The organism is Pseudomonas fulva, from assembly GCF_023517795.1.
Taxonomy (GTDB): Bacteria; Pseudomonadota; Gammaproteobacteria; order Pseudomonadales; family Pseudomonadaceae; genus Aquipseudomonas; species Aquipseudomonas fulva_D.
Window position 1 is genome coordinate 962,934 of record NZ_CP082928.1, and the last position, 19,043, is coordinate 981,976.

Here is a 19,043-nt window from a genome sequence, read left to right on the forward strand (position 1 = left end):
CAGGGGCTCGGTGCCTGGCGCTCATAGAATGTCACAAGCGTCGGCGAACCCTGCCTTCGAGGTTCCGTCGTAACCCATGAGGCCCCCGTTCGGGTCGATGCCAACCCCCAGCACGAGGACATGGTTATGCAGGTCATGGTCAATAGCGGAAAGCACGTCGACACTTCCATGGCATTCAAGACTGACATCCGCGGTCGAGTGCGCGACAAACTGCAGCGCTACGAGGAGCACCTCACCCGGGTGGAAATTCACCTATCGGACGAGAATGCCCTGAAGAGCGGCCCCCAGGACAAACGCTGCAAGGTCGAAGCTCGGATGAAAGGTCGCGATCCGATGTCGGTGTCCTTTGATGCCTGCGAACTGCAGCAGGCCATCGACGGCGCCATGAACAAGCTCACTGCAGTGCTGGAGCGCAACATCGGCAAGAACGCCAAGAAATGGATTCACTGAGCCCCTGACGGTGACTCAGTGCCGGCCTCGCCAGAGGCGCTCCAGATAGTGCAGGTCTTCCGGGCGGGTGACCTTGAGGTTGTCCGCCCGGCCTTCGATCAGCCGCGGCGCCTGCCCGGCCCATTCCATGGCCGAGGCCTCGTCGGTGACCGCGACATCCGATACCAGGGCTTCGGCCAGTGCCTGGTGCAAGGCGCCGAGGCGGAACATCTGCGGCGTGTAGGCCTGCCAGATCACCGAACGATCGATGGTTTCGCGCACCCGGCCATCACTGCCCACGCGCTTGAGGGTATCGCGGGCCGGCACCGCGAGCAGCCCGCCCACGGCATCGTCGGCCAATTCGGCCAGCAGAAGATCGAGATCGGACTGCGCCAGGTTGGGCCGTGCGGCATCGTGCACCAGCACCCAGTCCTGCTCAGCGGCGCCCAGCTCGCTCAGGCGAAGCAAGGCATTGAGCACCGAGTCGGCGCGTTCGGCGCCACCGGCGGCGGTATGGATTCGCCCGTCGCGGGCGCAATCGAGGCAGGGCCAGAACGGATCGTCCTCGGCCAGGCTGACCACCACACCGCGCAGGCCAGGGTGTTTGAGGAAACAGTTGAGGGTGTGTTCGAGAATGCTCTTGCCGGCCAGCTGCAGGTATTGCTTGGGCTTGTCGGCACGCATGCGGCTGCCGATGCCGGCGGCCGGAATCACCGCCCAGAACGACGGCAGATCAGGTATGTTCATTCAGCCAACTGATAGAGGGTTTCGCCGTCCTTGACCATACCCAGCTCATGACGGGCACGCTCCTCGACGGTTTCCATGCCCTTCTTCAGCTCCATCACCTCGGCTTCGAGGATGCGGTTGCGTTCGAGCAGGCGTTCGTTTTCGCCCTGCTGATCGGCGATCTCCTGCTGCAGCTCGGTCACCTGGGCCAGGCTGCCCTCGCCCACCCACAGGCGATACTGCAGGCCTGCAAGCACGAGGATCAGAACGAGAAATAGCCAGTAGGGACTACGCATGGCAGGTGAGGCACTCGGGTAGGAAAGGGTCGCGGCGGCGGACATCCGTGGATTCTCCCTGCGTCATCGGTATCCGGCAAGGCCGCCAGTGAACCTGGCGGTGCTCCAGGAGAGCCGCGCGGCAGGCGATGTTCACCTGCGCCGCGCGAACCCGTCTCAGCCGCGGAACTCGCCGCGACCGCGGTACGGCGCCTTGGCGCCCAGTTGCTCTTCGATACGCAGCAGCTGGTTGTACTTGGACACGCGGTCGGAACGGCACAGCGAACCGGTCTTGATCTGACCAGCGGCGGTGCCGACGGCCAGGTCGGCGATGGTGCTGTCTTCGGTTTCGCCCGAGCGATGCGAGATCACCGCGGTGAAGCCGGCCGCCTTGGCCATCTGGATGGCTTCCAGGGTTTCGGTCAGCGAGCCGATCTGGTTGAACTTGATCAGGATCGAGTTACCGATGCCCTTGTCGATGCCTTCCTTGAGGATCTTGGTGTTGGTCACGAACAGGTCGTCGCCGACCAGCTGCACCTTGGCGCCGATCTTGTCGGTGAGGATCTTCCAGCCCGCCCAGTCGGATTCGTCCAGGCCGTCTTCGATGGAGATGATCGGGAAGCGCTCGGTCAGGCCCTTGAGGTACTCGGCGAAACCTTCGGCGTCGAACGACTTGCCTTCACCGGACAGGTTGTACTTGCCGTCCTCGTAGAACTCGGAAGCCGCGCAGTCCAGGGCCAGGGTCACGTCGCTGCCCAGCTTGTAGCCGGCATTGGCCACGGCTTCGGCAATTGCCGACAGGGCGTCTTCGTTGGAGGCCAGGTTTGGCGCGAAACCACCTTCGTCACCCACCGCGGTGTTCAGGCCACGGGCCTTGAGCACGGCCTTGAGGTGGTGAAAGATTTCGGTGCCCATGCGCAGGCCGTCGGAGAAGGTCTTGGCGCCAACCGGCTGGACCATGAACTCCTGGATATCGACGTTGTTGTCGGCATGCTCGCCACCGTTGATGATGTTCATCATCGGCACCGGCATGGCGTACTGACCCGGCGTGCCATTGAGGTTGGCGATGTGCGCGTACAGCGGCAGGTCCTGATCCTGGGCAGCCGCCTTGGCGGCGGCCAGGGACACGGCGAGGATGGCGTTGGCGCCCAGCTTGGCCTTGTTCTCGGTACCGTCGAGCTCGATCATGGTCTTGTCGAGGGCTTTCTGGTCAACCGGATCCTTGCCCAGCAGCGCGTCGCGGATCGGGCCATTGATGTTGGCCACGGCCTTCAGCACGCCCTTGCCCAGGTAACGGCTCTTGTCGCCATCACGCAGTTCCAGCGCTTCGCGCGAACCGGTGGAGGCACCGGACGGCGCACAGGCGCTGCCAACGATGCCGTTGTCGAGGATTACGTCCGCTTCCACGGTGGGGTTGCCACGGGAGTCGAGAACCTCACGACCCTTGATGTCGACGATCTTTGCCATTCTTGTAAGCTCTCCAGAAGTTGTCGAAAACGCACTGCAGCATTCGGCGCCCGCTGCCGACCATACGCGCTGGCGGCCAGGCGGACATACAAACCCGGCCAACGGGCCGGGCGGTGAAACGGACGGGACCAGAAAACGCCATCAGGCGGTTTCGATCGGATCCTGACTCTTGATCAGATCATCCAGCTGCTTGAGCTGGGCGAGGAACGGCTCCAGCTTGTCCAGACGCAGCGCACAGGGGCCGTCACACTTGGCGTTTTCCGGATCCGGATGCGCCTCGAGGAACAGACCTGCCAGGCCCTGGCTCATGCCGGCCTTGGCCAGCTCGGTGACCTGGGAGCGACGACCGCCCGCGGAATCCGAGCGACCACCCGGCATCTGCAGGGCATGGGTGACATCGAAGAACACCGGGTACTCGAAGGCCTTCATGATGCCGAAGCCGAGCATGTCCACCACCAGGTTGTTGTACCCGAAGGAGGAACCGCGCTCGCAGAGGATCAACTGATCGTTCCCGGCTTCGACACACTTGGCGAGAATATGTTTCATCTCCTGGGGAGCGAGAAACTGCGCCTTCTTGATATTGATCACCGCGCCGGTCTTGGCCATGGCGACCACCAGGTCGGTCTGCCGGGACAGGAAGGCCGGTAGCTGGATGATGTCGCAGACATCGGCCACCGGTTGCGCCTGGTAGGGCTCGTGCACATCGGTGATCACCGGCACGCCGAAGGTCTTCTTCACCTCTTCGAAGATCTTCATGCCCTCTTCCAGGCCGGGGCCGCGGAAAGAGGTCACCGAGGAGCGGTTGGCCTTGTCGAAGCTGGCCTTGAACACGTAGGGAATACCGAGCTTGTCGGTGACCCGTACGTATTCCTCGCAGGCACGCATGGCCAGATCCCGGGACTCCAGCACGTTGATGCCGCCGAACAGCACGAAAGGCTTGTCGTTGGCGATGTCGATCTTGCCGACGCGTACGGTCTTCTGCGCCATGGGTCAGGCCTTCTTAGCTTGGTGCGCGAGCGCGGCGTTGACGAAACCGCTGAACAGCGGATGACCGTCACGGGGCGTGGAGGTGAATTCCGGGTGGAACTGGCAGGCCACGAACCACGGATGGTCGGCGCTTTCCACCACTTCGACCAGAGCACCGTCACCGGAGCGACCGGTGACCTTGAGGCCGGCGTCGATCAGTTGCGGCAGCAGGTTGTTGTTCACTTCGTAACGATGACGATGACGCTCGACGATCACGTCCTTGCCGTAGCAGGCGTGCACCTGGGAGTTCGGCAGCAGCTGGCAGTCCTGAGCACCCAGGCGCATGGTGCCGCCCAGATCGGAGGCCTCGGTACGCGACTCGGTGACGCCCGTGGCGTCCTGCCATTCGGTGATCAGGCCGACCACCGGGTGGCCGCTGGCGATATCGAATTCGGTGGAGTTGGCATCGCTCCAGCCCAGCACGTTGCGGGCGAACTCGATGACCGCCACCTGCATGCCGAGGCAGATACCCAGGTAGGGAATCTTGTTCTCGCGGGCATATTTGACCGTGGTGATCTTGCCTTCCACGCCGCGCAGGCCGAAACCGCCCGGCACCAGAATCGCATCGACGCCCTGCAGCAGGTCGGTGCCCTGGTTCTCGATGTCTTCGGAATCGATGTAGCGCAGGTTGACCTTGGTACGGTTCTGGATGCCGGCGTGGCTCATCGCTTCGATCAGCGACTTGTAGGCGTCCAGCAGCTCCATGTACTTGCCGACCATGGCGATGGTGACTTCTTTTTCCGGGTTGAGCTTGGCATCGACCACGCGGTCCCACTCGGAGAGGTCGGCGCCGCGGCAATCGAGGCCGAAACGCTCGACGACGAAGTCGTCCAGGCCCTGGGCATGCAGCACGCCGGGGATCTTGTAGATGGTGTCGACGTCTTCCAGGCTGATCACCGCGCGCTCTTCGACGTTGGTGAACAGGGCGATCTTGCGACGCGACGACACGTCGATCGGGTGGTCGGAGCGGCACACCAGCACGTCGGGCTGCAGGCCGATGGAACGCAGTTCCTTGACCGAATGCTGGGTCGGCTTGGTCTTGGTCTCGCCGGCGGTGGCGATGTACGGCACCAGGGTCAGGTGCATCAGCATGGCGCGCTTGGCGCCCACTTCCACGCGCAGCTGGCGGATGGCCTCGAGGAACGGCTGGGACTCGATGTCACCGACCGTACCGCCGATCTCGACCATCGCCACGTCGGCGTCGCCGGCACCCTTGATGATGCGGCGCTTGATCTCGTCGGTGATGTGCGGGATGACCTGAATGGTCGCCCCCAGGTAGTCACCCCGGCGCTCCTTGCGCAGCACGTCTTCGTACACGCGGCCAGTGGTGAAGTTGTTGCTCTTGGTCATGGTGGTGCGGATGAAACGCTCGTAGTGACCCAGGTCCAGGTCGGTCTCGGCGCCATCGTGGGTGACGAACACCTCACCATGCTGGAACGGGCTCATGGTGCCCGGATCGACGTTGATGTACGGATCCAGTTTGAGCATCGTGACCTTCAGGCCCCGCGCCTCCAGGATTGCCGCCAAGGATGCCGAGGCGATGCCTTTCCCCAATGAAGAAACAACACCACCCGTGACGAAAATGAAGCGCGTCATGAAAAACCCTAAGAAGTCAGCAGTGGCGGTCGAGCCGCCGGGGAGCAGAGAAGGCCTTGGTTCACCTTAGCAAACATGGCGAACCATGCCGGCAAATAGCAAACATCCACCGCTTCCGGAAGAAGCAGCGAATACCTGAATAGAGACGGGAGCGTAGTCTACCGGAAAGGTCCTGAAGGGGGAAGAACGGCAAGCCCGTACGGGGCGAAAACGGCTGCTGGCAGAATTCTGGCATTGCGATAAATACCTTGCCAATCAGCCGCTTATATCCGGCGCAAGGTCTGCCTCGGTCAATCTGGCACGACTGGCCGCAACCACGGTGAGAATTGCCAATGCAGCTCACCCATGGCCGGCTCGAGCGGCAGGTTGGCGACCGCGACGACCTGGCCGTCGCAGCGTAACAGCGGCAGCCGCGGGCGGATGAACTCCGGCACGCCAGCCTCCTGCAGGAGGCGCTTGAGATCACGCCGCCCACGCCCTGGTACGTTGAGCACTTCCCCACCCTGCCGGTAACCGATGCTCAGCCGTCCATCGGGAAGCTGCCCGGCAACCCTCACCAGGCCGTTGCCAGGCAACCCGAGGGGCTGCCGAGCATCGGGCCAGGGCAGCTCCTGATTCGACCAGGGCACGCCCCACGCAGCATCCAGCCACAGCAGCTGATCGCCGTGGCGACGCAGCTCGCCGCTTTCCAGCCGCCATACCGGCGTTGCATCCACGGCAGCATCGCGCAGATCAGCCCAGCCCTGCCAATGCCGACTGTCCGGCAGGCGCGTCCGGTCACCCAGCCAGTGCCTGAGCAGGTTGCGCTGACGGGCCTCGGAAAGCTGGCGCAGCATCGGCAAATCCAGACAGGGAATGCTCAGCCAGGCCACGCCCAAGCGCCCTCGCGAGCGCTGCAGGTCGATCTCGGCAAGCTCCTGCAACAAGCCTTGGGCCTCGGCCTGGTGCGCCGCCGCACGCGCCAATACCGCCGACGCGCTAGGCCAGTGCTCGGCCAGACGCGGCAGGATCTCCCGACGCAGAAAGTTGCGGGCAAAGCCACTGTCGCTGTTCGAGGGATCTTCCACCCAACCCAGCCCGTGGTCGACCGCGTAGGCCTCGAGCGCCTTGCGCGGCACATCGAGCAGCGGCCGGAGGGCATGCCCCGGCCCAAGGCCGCGACTGCGCGCCATCGCCGCCAGGCCCCCCACACCGGCGCCGCGCAGCAACCGATAGAGCAGGGTTTCCGCCTGGTCATCCTGGTGCTGGGCCAGCAGCAGCGCTTCACCTGGCACCATCAAGGCGCCGAAAGCCGCATAACGCGCCTCGCGCGCGGCGCGCTCCAGGCTGGCACCCGGCGCGACCTGCACGTACCGCACGTCCAGGGCAACGCCCAGTTCGTCACAAAAGAGCTGACAGTGGGCCGGCCAGGCGTCGGCAACGGCCTGCAAGCCATGGTGGACGTGGACGGCGCGGATCGGCGGCAATCGATGATGCCGGGCCGCCCTGGCCAGCAGGTGCAGCAGCACGCAAGAGTCGAGGCCACCGGAATACGCGACTCGCCAGAGGGGCGCATCACGCCACGCCGCAAGGCGTGCCAGCACGGCGGATTCGAGAGACATGGGGGATCAGTGAAGCGACCCCGCAAGCATGACGGCCATCGGGGCGATTGGCCTGCTTGCGGGGTGGAACGGCATCAGGCGATGCCGTAGCTCATCAGGCGCTCGTAACGACGGGCGAGCAGCGCGTCGGTGTCGAGCTTGCGCAGGTCCTCGAGCTGAGCGACCAGGGTCTGCCGGATCGATTCGGCGGCAGCGCCCGGATCGCGGTGTGCGCCACCCAGTGGCTCGGCGATCACCTTGTCGACGATGCCCAGACCTTTCAGGCGCTCGGCCGTGATGCCCATGGCCTCGGCGGCTTCCGGCGCCTTCTCGGCGGTCTTCCACAGGATCGAGGCGCAACCTTCCGGCGAGATCACCGCATAGGTCGAGTACTCGAGCATGTTGAGGTTGTCGCACACGCCAATGGCCAGGGCGCCGCCGGAACCACCCTCGCCGATCACGGTGGAGATGATCGGCGTCTTCAGGCGCGCCATGACCCGCAGGTTCCAGGCGATCGCCTCGCTCTGCCCGCGCTCTTCGGCGTCGATACCCGGGTAGGCACCCGGCGTGTCGATGAAGGTCAGGATCGGCATCTTGAAGCGTTCGGCCATTTCCATCAGGCGGCAGGCCTTGCGGTAACCTTCCGGGCGCGGCATGCCGAAGTTGCGGCGCACCTTCTCACGCACTTCACGGCCCTTCTGATGGCCGATGACCATCGCCGGCTGGCCGTTGAGCCGCGCGACGCCGCCCACGATGGCCGCGTCGTCGGAGAAATGACGGTCGCCATGCAGCTCGTCGAACTCGGTGAAGATGTGCTGCAGGTAATCCAGGGTGTACGGGCGCTGCGGATGACGCGCGAGGCGAGCGATCTGCCAACTGGTCAGGTTGCTGAAGATGCTCTCGGTGAGCGTGCTGCTCTTGTCCTGCAGGCGGGCGATTTCGTCGCCGATGTTCAGGGAGTTGTCGTTACCAACCAGACGAAGCTCTTCGATCTTGGCTTGCAGGTCGGCAATCGGCTGTTCGAAATCGAGATAATTCGGGTTCATAGGCATCCGTCATGCGTCGACGGCCAAAAGGGCCGGGGAGCGTGTATCCAATTGGCGCCTACCTTATAGGAACAGGCGCCTTCAGGTCGACACCTGCTGTGCACTTCCGGCGAAAATGCCGGCAAATGCGCCAGGCATTCACACGGCGGCAAATCATAGGATCTGCGCACGCCAGGGGCAAACATGCAGTGTCAGGGCTGAAAAGATGCGGCCTGAGCCCCACCTTTTCAGCGCCGCTATATCAGCGGTATTGCAGGAAGACGTTTTCTCGCCCGAACTGGTCACGCAAAGCTTGAATCAAGCTGTCGGCCGGGTCGATTCGCCATTGCTCGCCAAACTGCAGCAGGGCCTTGGCATCGGCGCCAGTGTAGTCCAGGGTGATCGGGCAGGCACCACGGTGGCGCTGGCACAACTCGCCCAGCCAGCGTAGCCGGTCGCCCTTGAGCGCCGCCGCCTGCACCTTGACCCGCAGGCTTTCGGCCAGGCCGGTACGCGCTTCCTCCAGGCTCATCACCCGCTTGGCGCGCAAGCGCATGCCACCGGAGAAATCGTCGTTGCTGACCTCGCCCTCCACCACCACCAGGGCATCGCTCTGCAGCAACGCCTGGTTGCTGGCGAAGGCATCGGCGAACAGCGAGGCTTCGATACGCCCGGAGCGGTCGTCCAGGGTGATGAAGCCCATCTTGTCGCCCTTCTTGTTCTTCATCACCCGCAGGTTGACGATCAGGCCGGCGATGGTCTGGGTGTCGCGGGCCGGCTTGAGGTCGACGATGCGCTGGCGGGCGAACCGTCGCACCTCGCTCTCGTACTCGTCGATCGGGTGACCGGTCAGGTACAGGCCCAGGGTGTCCTTTTCGCCCTTGAGGCGCTCCTTGAGGGACAGCTCGCGGGCCTTGCGGTGGTTGGCGTAGACATCCGCCTCGGGGCTGGCGAACACGCCGCCGAACAGGTCCATATGGCCGCTGTCGTGGCTGCGCGCGGTCTGCTCGGCGGCCTGCACCGCCTCTTCCATCGCCGCCAGCAGCACGGCGCGGTTGCGGTCGATGTTGGCCTGGTAGGCCTTGATCTCGTCATGGAAGTGCGGGCCCAGGCGGTCCAGTGCACCGCTGCGAATCAGCGCTTCCATGGTGCGCTTGTTGATGCGCTTGAGGTCGACGCGCGAGCAGAAGTCGAACAGATCCTTGAACGGGCCGTCCTGGCGCGCCTCGACGATGGCCTCTACCGGGCCCTCGCCCACGCCCTTGACCGCGCCGAGGCCATAGAGGATTCGCTCGGTCTGTTTCGCATCCTGGCTGACGGTGAACTTGAACTCCGAGGCGTTCACGTCCGGCGGATCGATGCGCAGCTTCATGCTGCGGCATTCCTCGATGAGAATGACCACCTTGTCGGTGTTGTGCATATCCGCCGACAGCACCGCGGCCATGAACGGGGCCGGGTAATGGGCCTTCAGCCAGGCGGTCTGGTAGGACACCAGCCCGTAGGCAGCGGAGTGGGACTTGTTGAAGCCGTAGCCTGCGAACTTTTCCACCAGGTCGAAGATGTTGCCCGCCAGATCGGCATCGATGCCGTTGTTGGCGCAACCTTCGATGAAGCCGCCACGCTGCTTGGCCATTTCCTCGGGCTTTTTCTTGCCCATGGCGCGGCGCAGCATGTCCGCCTGGCCAAGGGTGTAGCCGCCCATGACCTGGGCGATCTGCATCACCTGTTCCTGATAGAGAATGATCCCGTAAGTCGGCTTGAGCACCGGCTCCAGGCCCGCGTACTGGTAATCCGGGTGCGGGTAGGACAGTTCGGCACGGCCGTGCTTGCGGTTGATGAAGTCGTCCACCATGCCGGACTGCAGCGGGCCGGGGCGGAACAGCGCCACCAGGGCGATCATGTCTTCCAGGCAGTCGGGCTTGAGCTTCTTGATCAGCTCCTTCATGCCGCGCGATTCGAGCTGGAAGACCGCCGTGGTTTCGGCCCTCTGCAGCATGTCGTAGGTTTTCTTGTCGTCCAGTGGGATGAAGTCGACGTTGACCAGATCCTCTTCGGCCACGCCGGCCGCGCGCTGGTCGCGGTGAATGGTTTCCAGCGCCCACTTGATGATGGTCAGGGTGCGCAAGCCGAGGAAGTCGAACTTCACCAGGCCGGCCTGCTCCACATCGTCCTTGTCGAACTGGGTCACCAGGCCGGCGCCCTCCTCGTCACAGGCGATCGGCGCGAAGTCGGTCAGCTTGGTCGGGGCGATCACCACGCCCCCGGCGTGCTTGCCGGTGCCGCGCACGATGCCCTCGAGCTTGAGGGACATGTCCCAGATCTCGGCCGCCTCTTCGTCAACCTTGAGGAAGTCGCGCAGCGGCTCCTCCATCTCGTAGGCCTTTTCCAGGGTCATGCCGACCTCGAAGGGGATCATCTTCGACAGGCGATCCGCCAACCCGTAGGACTTGCCCTGCACCCGCGCCACGTCGCGCACCACCGCCTTGGCCGCCATGGAGCCGAAGGTGATGATCTGGCTCACCGCATTACGCCCGTACTTCTCGGCGACGTAGTCGATGACCCGGTCGCGGCCGTCCATGCAGAAGTCGACGTCGAAGTCGGGCATCGATACCCGCTCGGGGTTGAGGAAGCGCTCGAACAGCAGGTCGTAGGCCAGCGGATCGAGGTCGGTGATCTTCTGCACGTAGGCCACCAGGGAACCGGCACCTGAACCACGGCCTGGGCCCACCGGCACACCGTTGCTCTTGGCCCACTGGATGAAGTCCATGACGATCAGGAAGTAACCGGGGAAGCCCATCTGGATGATGATATCCAGCTCGAAATTCAGCCGGTCGATGTACACCTGCTTCTTCGCGTCGTAATCCGGGGTGTCCTTGGGCAGCAGGACTTCCAGGCGCTCCTCGAGGCCGTCGAACGAGACCTTGCGGAAGTACTCGTCGATGGTCATGCCTTCCGGCACCGGGAAGTCCGGCAGGAAGTACTTGCCCAGCTGCACCTCGATGTTGCAGCGCTTGGCGATCTCGACGGTGTTCTGCAGGGCGTCGGGCAGGTCGCTGAACAGCTCGGCCATTTCCTCTGGCGATTTCAGGTACTGCTGATCGGAGTAGATACGCGGACGGCGCGGGTCGTCGAGGATGCGGCCTTCACCGATGCACACGCGGGTTTCATGGGCTTCGAAATCGCTCTGCTTGAGAAAGCGCACGTCGTTGGTGGCCACCAGCGGCGCGCCGGTCCTGTCGGCCAGGGCGACGGCGGCGTGCAGGTGCTCCTCGTCGTTGACCCGGCTGGTGCGCTGCACTTCCAGATAGAAACGCTCGGGAAACACCGCCTGCCATTCCTGCAACAACGCTTCGGCCTTGGCCGGCTCGCCATCGAGCAGCGCGTGGCCGATCTCGCCTTCCTTGGCGCCGGACAGGGCGATCAGCCCTTCACTGGCCTCCTTCACCCAGTCGCGCTGGATGATCACCAGGTCGTTGCTCTGCCCTTCGCTCCAACCGCGCGACACCAGCTCGGTGAGGTTGCGGTAGCCCCTGGGGCTCATCGCCAGCAGGGTCATGCGGGTCAGCGGGCCGTCTTCATAGGCGCTGGCCAGCCAGATATCGGCCCCGCAGATCGGTTTGATCCCGGCCCCCATGGCGGCTTTGTAGAACTTCACCAACGAGCACATGTTGCTCATGTCGGTGACCGCGACGGCGGGCATGCCGGCCCCGGCCACGGCCTTGACCAGCGGCTTGACGCGAACCAGGCCGTCGACCAGCGAATATTCGGTGTGCAGGCGAAGATGAACGAAGGAAACAGCCATGAAGAAGCCCTGCAGGAAAAGCGACAAAACGCGGATTGTACCGTAACTGGAAGGATGGACAGCGGCCTGAGTACGCTCAGTTGTCGCTGGTGGCTTCCAGCAGGCGGCGTACCGGCGCAAAGGAACGCCGATGGATGGCCGTCGGGCCCAGACGGGTCAGGGCCTCGAGGTGAACGGGCGTCGGATAGCCCTTGTGCAGGGCGAGACCGTAGCCCGGGTAGAGCGCGTCCAGCTCGCGCATTTCGCGATCACGGCTGACCTTGGCGAGGATCGAGGCGGCAGCGATGGCCGGTACCTGGGCATCGCCGCCGATCACCGGGGCGCTGGGCACCGCGAGTTTCGGGCAGCGGTTGCCGTCGATCAGCGCCAGTTTCGGCTGCACGCCGAGGCCCTCGACCGCGCGCTGCATGGCCAGCATGGTGGCGTGCAGGATATTGAGGCGGTCGATCTCTTCCACTTCCGCCCGGGCGATGCACCAGGCCAGCGCCTTTTCGCGGATTTCGTCGAACAGCTTCTCGCGGCGCGCCTCGGTCAGCTTCTTGGAGTCGTTGAGCCCGATAATCGGCCGCGCCGGGTCGAGAATCACCGCCGCGGTCACCACCGCGCCACAGAGCGGCCCGCGGCCTACTTCATCGACGCCGGCAACCAGTTCCTCGACGGTGGCGAAATCCAGACCCAGCTGCATCAGTTGCGCCCCAGCAGGTCGAGCACCGCGGCGGCGGCGCGCTCGGAGGCACCGCGGCGCAGGGTGCGATGAATGGCGTCGAAGCCTTCGGTCTGCACCTCGCCGTCTACCAGCAGCGGCGCTACCGTCTGCGCCAGCGCGTCGGCGGTGGCCGCGTCCTGGATCAGTTCGGGCACCAACAGCCGCTGGGCGAGCAGGTTGGGCAGCGAGATGTAGGGACTTTTCACCAGCCGCTTGAGAATGCTGAAGGTCATCGGCGCGACGCGGTAGGCCACCACCATGGGCCGCTTGTACAACAGCGCCTCGAGGGTCGCGGTACCGGAGGCGATCAGCACGGCATCGCAGGCGGCCAGGGCGTCGTGGGAGCGCCCATCGAGCAGTTGCAGCGGCAGGTCGCGGCCGCCGAGCATCTGTTCGAGTTGCTGGCGGCGTTCCGGGCTGGCACAGGGCAGCACGAAACGCACGCCAGGGCGCAGCGAACGCAGGCGCTCGGCAGCGTCGAGAAACAGGCTGCCAAGGCGCGCCACTTCACCACCACGACTGCCCGGCAGCAAGGCGACGACCGGCGCATCGCCTGGCAGGCCAAGCAACTCGCGCGCCGCCGCACGATCGGCCTGCAGCGGGATGGCATCGGCCAGCGGATGGCCGACGAAGCACACCGGCACCTGGTGCGCCTCGTAGAACTGCGCCTCGAAGGGAAACAGGGTAAGCATCAGGTCGCAGGCATCGCGAATCTTCAGCACGCGCTTCTGCCGCCAGGCCCAGACCGAGGGGCTGACGTAGTGCACGGTGCGAATGCCGGCCTGGCGCAACTTGAGTTCGACGCCCAGGGTGAAATCCGGCGCATCGATGCCGATGAACACGTCGGGCTTGCGCTCGATCAGGCTGGCGATCAGCCGGCGGCGGCGCGACAGCAATTCGGGCAGCCGGCCCAGCACTTCGACCAGGCCCATGACCGCCAGGCGCTCCATGGGAAAATCGCTGACCAGCCCTTCGGCCTGCATGCGCGGGCCGCCGACACCGATGAATTCGACGTTCGGGTGCTGCACCTTGAGCGCCTGCATCAGGCCCGCACCGAGAATGTCGCCGGATGCCTCGCCGGCAACCAGCGCGACACGCAATACCTCAGCCATGGTTCAGCGGGTGATGCCGCGGCTGGAGGTCAGGATCGAATCGCGGAACACCGCCACTTCGGCAAACTGGGCCGCCACTTCTTCCAGCTCGACCAGTGCTTCCTCGATGGTGAAGCCCTGCCGGTAGACGATCTTGTAGGCGCGGCGCAACGCCTGCATCGACTCGGCACTGAAACCCCGACGGCGCAGGCCTTCGAAGTTCATGCTGCGCGCTTCGGCCGGGTTGCCGGATACCGTGACGTAGGCAGGAACGTCCTTGCCGATCGCCGCGCCCATGCCGGCAAAGGCATGCGCGCCGATGTGGCAGAACTGATGCACCAGGGTGTAACCGGACAGGATCGCCCAGTCGCCGATGTGCACGTGCCCGGCCAGGGCCACGTTGTTGACCAGGATGCAGTGGTTGCCGACCACGCTGTCGTGACCGATGTGGGCATAGGCCATGATCAGATTGTGATCACCGATGGTGGTTTCGTCACGATCCTGAATGGTGCCGCGGTGCATGGTCACGCCTTCGCGGATGATGTTGTGATCACCGATGACCAGGCGCGTAGGCTCGCCCTTGTATTTGCGATCCGGGGTGTCTTCACCCAGGGAGGCGAACTGGTAGATCTTGTTGTGCTTGCCGATTCGGGTAGGGCCCTTGATGATCACGTTGGGACCCAGCACGCAGCCCTCGCCAATTTCTACGTCGGGCCCAATGATCGACCAAGGGCCGACGACGACGTCGTCTGCCAGCTTGGCGCTGGGATCGATGATGGCGCGAGGGTCAATCAAACTCATAACTTGCGTTCCGCACAGATGATTTCGGCCGAGCACACTTCCTTGCCATCGACCGTGGCCTTGCATTCGAACTTCCAGATGCTGCGCTTGCTGCTGAGGAACCTGGCCTCGAGGATTAGTTGGTCACCGGGCACGACAGGCTGACGGAAGCGTAGCTTATCGGAGCCGACGAAGTAGTAGAGGGTGCCATCGGCAGGCTTCACGTCCATCATCTTGAAGCCGAGGATACCTGCGGCCTGGGCCATGGCCTCGATGATCAGGACGCCGGGCATGATCGGGTGCTCGGGGAAATGGCCGTTGAAGAATGGCTCGTTGACGCTGACATTCTTATAGGCACGAACGCACTTGCCCTCAAGATCCAGATCCGTGACCCGATCCACCAGCAGGAACGGATAACGGTGCGGCAAGTACTCGCGAATTTCGTTGATTTCCATCATTTCCAGAGAAGCCCGTAATAAAAAGAAGAGAGCCAGCCATTGGCTCAGGCATCAGATGAGGCATTCCCGCTCGAGGTCACGGCAGCGAGCTGTTTTTCCAGCTGCTTCACACGCCGGGCCATGTCGTCCAGCTGGCGGATGCGCGCCACGCTTTTCTTCCACTCGGCTGCAGGTTGCATGGCGGTACCCGACGAATAGGCACCGGGCTCGGTGATCGAGCGGGTGACCATGGTCATGCCGGTCACGAATACGCCGTCACACACATCGATATGGCCGACCATGCCAACGCCGCCGGCGATCATACAGTTCTTACCGATCGAGGTGCTGCCGGAAATCCCGACGCAGGCGGCCATCGCCGTGTTGTCGCCGACCTGCACGTTGTGCGCGATCATGATCTGGTTATCCAGCTTCACGCCGTTGCCGATACGCGTATCGGACAGGGCACCGCGATCGAGGGTGGTATTGGCGCCGATTTCGACATCGTCACCGATGCTCACGCCACCGATCTGGGCGATCTTCTGCCAGACGCCCTTCTCGTTGGCGAAGCCGAAGCCTTCGCCACCGATCACCGCACCGGACTGGATCACCACCCGCTTACCGATACGCACGTCGTGGTACAGGGTAACCCGGGGCGCCAGCCAGCCGCCCTCGCCGATTTCGCAACGCGCGCCGATCACGCAATGGGCACCGACGGTGACCCCCGCCGCGATCTTCGCCCCCGCCTCAATGACCGCGTAAGGGCCAATCGCGGCGCTCGGGTCGACATGGGCATCCTCGGCCACCAGGGCGGTGGGATGAACGCCCGGCGTAGCCTTGGGCTTGCGATCGAACAGATGGGACAGCGACGCATAGGCCAGGTACGGATTGGCGACGATCAGCGCATTGCCGGCGAAGCCTTCCGCATCCGCGGCGGTCAGCAGCACGGCCGCCGCCTGGCAACTGCCCAGATGCTTGCGGTACTGCGCATTGGACAGGAACGTCAGCTGAGACGGGCCGGCATCCTGCAAGGTTGCCAGCCCGTCGACTGTCTGATCAGCCGCGCCACGCAAGGTGGCGCCCAGCTGTTCGGCCAACTGGCCGAGGGTGAATACCGGTGTGGACATCATCAACGCATCTGGTTCATGCGCTCGATGACCTGGCGGGTGATGTCGAACTGCGGTTTGACATCGATGACCGCGCCGCGCTCGAGCACCAGGTCGAAGTTGCCATTCTTGATGACCTCTTCAACCGCCTTGTCCAGGTTGGGCTTGAGCTTCTTGAGCATGTCGCGATCGGCAACCGCCTTGGCTTCGTTCAGCTCCTTGGACTGGAACTGGAAGTCACGGGCCTTTTGCTTGAAGTCCAGTTCCAGACGCTCACGTTCGGCGGTCTGCATCTTCTCGCCGTCTTTGACGATGCGGTCCTGAATGCGCTTGGCGTCGCTTTCCAGGGTCTTGAGCTTGTTCAGCTGCGGGCCGAATTTCTTCTCGGCGTCGACCGCGTAGCGCTTGGCCGCATCGGACTCGAGCAGCGCCATCTGGTAGTTGAGCACGGCGATCTTCATTTCCGCGAAGGCCGGAGTGGCCAGCAGGGTGACGCTTAACAGAACCAATTGAGTCAACTTACGCACGGTGCAACTCCTGCAGAAAAACTGTCTTGGTGATTCGTGAGCAGACGCTTAGAACGTCTGGCCGAGGGAGAACTGGAATACCTGGGTATCGGCGTCGTCCGGCTTCTTGACCGGCATCGCCAGGCTGAAGCTCAGCGGGCCGAGCGCGGTGATCCAGGTAACGCCGACACCCACCGAGCTGGCCAGGTTGCCGAAATCGATGTCGCAGCTGTCGCCACGGTTCTTCTGGCCAGTGCTGCAATCGGTGTCGAAGACGTTACCCACATCCCAGAACAGCGCGGTACGCAACGAACGCTGATCCTTGACGAATGGCAGCGGGAACAGCAATTCGGCACCCCCCTGGATCAGCACGTTACCACCGAACGGCAGCGGATCCTGATCCGGGTCACGCAGCGTGCCCGGGTTGCTGCCGGTGCTCGGCGTACTGCGCGGGCCCAGGCTGCTGTCTTCGAAACCACGTACCGAGTTGAAACCGCCAGCGTAGTAGTTCTCGTAGAACGGCAGCTTCTCGGTCGAGCCGAAGGCGCCGCCGTAACCCAGCTGCGTATGGAAACGCATGGTGTAGGTATCGGTCAGCGGCTTGAACACCTGGCCACGGTAATCGAGCTTGTAGAACGACAGGTCACTGCCCGGCACGGTGGTTTCGAACACCAGGCTCTGGGAATGACCGCGGTTGGCCAGCACGCCACGGTTGAGGGTGGATTCGGACCAGCCCACGGAGGCCTTGAAGTTGACGTACTTCTCGCCTTCCTGACGGGTGAAGTCGAAGATCTCGTCGACGGTGTAGCGCCCGGTGTTGATTTCGTCCTGCTGTACGGTCAGGCCGTAGGTCAGTCGCGCGGTCTCGCTGATCGGGTAACCGATGTTGATGCCGGCGCCAAGGCTGTCGACCGAGTAGCTGGAGACATCGACATCGAGTTCGTCGTAGTCGGTGGTGCGGTAGAAGGCGTTGTAGCCCAGGCTCACGCCGTCTTCGGTCCAGTACGGATCGGTGAAGGAAAAGTTGTAGCGGCTCTGGTATTCGCTGCGGGTCAGGCCGAGGCTGACGCGGTTGCCGCTACCCAGGAAGTTGTTCTGGGTGATCGAACCACCCAGGATCAGACCGGCGTTCTGGGCGAAACCCACGCTCGCGGTGATCGAACCCGAGGCCTGCTCCTCGACGCTGTAGTTGACGTCGACCTGGTCATCGGTGCCCGGTACTTGCGGGGTCTCGACGTTGACTTCCTTGAAGAAGCCCAGACGCTCCAGGCGCGTCTTCGACTGATCGATCAGGTAGGTCGAGGCCCAGCCGCCTTCCATCTGGCGCATCTCGCGACGCAGCACTTCGTCTTCGGTCTTGGTGTTGCCGCGGAAGTTGATGCGGTTGACGTAGGCACGCTTGCCCGGATCGACGACGAAGGTGATGGATACGGTGTTGTCATCGTTGTGCGGCTCGGGCACGCCGTTGACGTTGGCGAAGGTATAGCCCTCGTTGCCCAGGCGGCGGGTGATCAGCTCGCTGGTGCTGGTCATCACCTTGCGGGAGAACACCTGGCCCTCTTTGACCAGCAGCAGCGCGCGGACTTCTTCTTCCGGCACCTTGAGGTCGCCGGACAGTTTCACGTCACGAACGGTGAATTTCTCGCCTTCGTCGATATTGACGGTGATGTAGACGTGCTTCTTGTCCGGGGTGATGGATACCTGGGTGGAGGTGATATCCATGTTGATGTAGCCGCGGTCCAGGTAATAGGAGCGCAGACGCTCCAGGTCACCGGAAAGTTTTTCACGGGCGTACTTGTCGTCGTTGCGGAAGAACGACAACCAGTTGGTGGTCTTCAGCTCGAACAGGTCCTGCAGGTCTTCATCGGCGAAAACCTTGTTGCCGACCACGTTGATGTGCTGAATGGCCGCCACGCTGCCTTCGTTGATGTTGATCTTCAGCGCCACGCGGTTGCGCGGCTGGGGAATCACTTCGGCGTCGATCTCGGCTGAATAACGCCCCTGGGCCACGTACTGGCGCTGCAGTTCGTTACGCACGCCTTCCAGGGTCGCACGCTGGAAGATCTCGCCTTCGGCCAGGCCGGACTGGTTCAGACCCTTGAGCAGATCGTCGCTGCTGATGGCCTTGTTGCCTTCGATCTCGATGCTGGAGATCGACGGGCGCTCGACCACGGTGATGACCAGCACGTTGCCGTCGCGGCCCAGCTGGATATCCTGGAAGAAACCGGTCTTGAACAGTTCGCGCGTCGCTTCGGTGAGCGTACGATCGTCGGCCGACTCGCCGACGTTCAGGGGCAGTGCGCCAAACAGGCTGCCCGCGGAGACGCGCTGCAGGCCATTAACGCGAATATCGGAGATGGTGAAGGACTCGGCGTGAACTTCGGCGATCATCAATGCGGAAAGAACCGCAGGTAGCAGCAGACGTTTCATGAAGTCCTTTCTTATTCCAACTAACGATAAGAAATCAGTCGTGCGAGACGAAAGATATATAATT

General features: G+C 63.4%; 17 protein-coding genes. 2 read left to right on the forward strand and 15 right to left on the reverse strand.

What is annotated here, in order from left to right; genetic code table 11:
• Positions 1-168 precede the first annotated feature (168 nt).
• Positions 169-450 carry an HPF/RaiA family ribosome-associated protein gene (locus tag K8U54_RS04355; protein ID WP_249909030.1) on the forward strand — a complete coding sequence of 94 codons (282 nt, stop codon included), beginning with the start codon at positions 169-171 and terminating at the stop codon, positions 448-450.
• 15 nt (positions 451-465) lie between these two features.
• On the opposite strand, the gene ispD is transcribed toward K8U54_RS04355, so the two are convergent.
• The 5 genes from ispD to K8U54_RS04380 all read right to left on the reverse strand — a co-directional run bounded on the left by ispD (position 466) and on the right by K8U54_RS04380 (position 5,477).
• Complete coding sequence (ispD, locus tag K8U54_RS04360) at positions 466-1,176, reverse strand: 2-C-methyl-D-erythritol 4-phosphate cytidylyltransferase (protein ID WP_249909031.1); 711 nt, start codon at positions 1,174-1,176, stop codon at positions 466-468.
• Positions 1,173-1,451 carry a cell division protein FtsB gene (ftsB, locus tag K8U54_RS04365; RefSeq protein WP_249910394.1) on the reverse strand — a complete coding sequence of 93 codons (279 nt, stop codon included), beginning with the start codon at positions 1,449-1,451 and terminating at the stop codon, positions 1,173-1,175. Before ftsB ends, ispD begins: the two co-directional genes overlap by 4 nt.
• A 156-nt stretch (positions 1,452-1,607) precedes the next feature.
• Positions 1,608-2,897, reverse strand: a complete 1,290-nt coding sequence (gene eno / locus K8U54_RS04370) for a phosphopyruvate hydratase (RefSeq protein WP_249909032.1) — start codon at positions 2,895-2,897, stop codon at positions 1,608-1,610.
• Positions 2,898-3,038: 141 nt separating this feature from the next.
• Positions 3,039-3,884 (reverse strand): 3-deoxy-8-phosphooctulonate synthase, encoded by an 846-nt coding sequence (gene kdsA, locus K8U54_RS04375; protein WP_249909033.1) that lies wholly within the window; start codon positions 3,882-3,884, stop codon positions 3,039-3,041.
• A 3-nt stretch (positions 3,885-3,887) separates the two neighbouring features.
• On the reverse strand, positions 3,888-5,477 hold the full coding sequence (locus K8U54_RS04380; RefSeq protein ID WP_249910395.1) for a CTP synthase: 1,590 nt from the start codon (positions 5,475-5,477) through the stop codon (positions 3,888-3,890).
• On the opposite strand from K8U54_RS04380, the gene K8U54_RS04385 reads away from it, so the two are divergent.
• Positions 5,404-5,589 carry a hypothetical protein gene (locus tag K8U54_RS04385; protein WP_236101343.1) on the forward strand — a complete coding sequence of 62 codons (186 nt, stop codon included), beginning with the start codon at positions 5,404-5,406 and terminating at the stop codon, positions 5,587-5,589. The two genes, K8U54_RS04380 and K8U54_RS04385, sit on opposite strands and share 74 nt — an antisense overlap.
• Positions 5,590-5,809: 220 nt before the next feature.
• Here K8U54_RS04385 and tilS read toward each other — a convergent pair whose 3' ends face one another.
• The 10 genes from tilS to bamA form a co-directional block, all read right to left on the reverse strand.
• Positions 5,810-7,120: a tRNA lysidine(34) synthetase TilS gene (tilS, locus tag K8U54_RS04390; RefSeq protein ID WP_249909034.1), complete on the reverse strand. Its 1,311-nt coding sequence runs from the start codon at positions 7,118-7,120 to the stop codon at positions 5,810-5,812.
• A 74-nt stretch (positions 7,121-7,194) separates the two neighbouring features.
• Positions 7,195-8,145: an acetyl-CoA carboxylase carboxyl transferase subunit alpha gene (accA, locus tag K8U54_RS04395; RefSeq protein ID WP_070884104.1), complete on the reverse strand. Its 951-nt coding sequence runs from the start codon at positions 8,143-8,145 to the stop codon at positions 7,195-7,197.
• 241 nt (positions 8,146-8,386) lie between these two features.
• A complete protein-coding gene (gene dnaE, locus K8U54_RS04400; protein ID WP_249909035.1) occupies positions 8,387-11,926 on the reverse strand; it encodes a DNA polymerase III subunit alpha in 3,540 nt (1,179 codons plus the stop codon).
• Between the two features lie 76 nt (positions 11,927-12,002).
• Positions 12,003-12,611 (reverse strand): ribonuclease HII, encoded by a 609-nt coding sequence (gene rnhB, locus K8U54_RS04405; RefSeq protein WP_249909036.1) that lies wholly within the window; start codon positions 12,609-12,611, stop codon positions 12,003-12,005.
• Positions 12,611-13,744, reverse strand: coding sequence for a lipid-A-disaccharide synthase (gene lpxB / locus K8U54_RS04410; RefSeq protein ID WP_249909037.1), 1,134 nt, complete (start codon positions 13,742-13,744; stop codon positions 12,611-12,613). Before lpxB ends, rnhB begins: the two co-directional genes overlap by 1 nt.
• Positions 13,745-13,747: 3 nt before the next feature.
• Positions 13,748-14,524 (reverse strand): acyl-ACP--UDP-N-acetylglucosamine O-acyltransferase, encoded by a 777-nt coding sequence (gene lpxA, locus K8U54_RS04415; RefSeq protein ID WP_070884107.1) that lies wholly within the window; start codon positions 14,522-14,524, stop codon positions 13,748-13,750.
• Positions 14,521-14,961 carry a 3-hydroxyacyl-ACP dehydratase FabZ gene (fabZ, locus tag K8U54_RS04420; protein ID WP_131177911.1) on the reverse strand — a complete coding sequence of 147 codons (441 nt, stop codon included), beginning with the start codon at positions 14,959-14,961 and terminating at the stop codon, positions 14,521-14,523. Before fabZ ends, lpxA begins: the two co-directional genes overlap by 4 nt.
• Positions 14,962-15,005: 44 nt before the next feature.
• Positions 15,006-16,067, reverse strand: a complete 1,062-nt coding sequence (gene lpxD, locus K8U54_RS04425) for a UDP-3-O-(3-hydroxymyristoyl)glucosamine N-acyltransferase (RefSeq protein ID WP_249909038.1) — start codon at positions 16,065-16,067, stop codon at positions 15,006-15,008.
• Entirely contained in the window at positions 16,067-16,570 is a 504-nt protein-coding gene (locus K8U54_RS04430; protein ID WP_070884108.1) for an OmpH family outer membrane protein, read from the reverse strand. Before K8U54_RS04430 ends, lpxD begins: the two co-directional genes overlap by 1 nt.
• A gap of 48 nt (positions 16,571-16,618) precedes the next feature.
• Positions 16,619-18,979 carry an outer membrane protein assembly factor BamA gene (gene bamA, locus K8U54_RS04435; protein WP_249909039.1) on the reverse strand — a complete coding sequence of 787 codons (2,361 nt, stop codon included), beginning with the start codon at positions 18,977-18,979 and terminating at the stop codon, positions 16,619-16,621.
• Between the last annotated feature and the right edge of the window lie 64 nt (positions 18,980-19,043).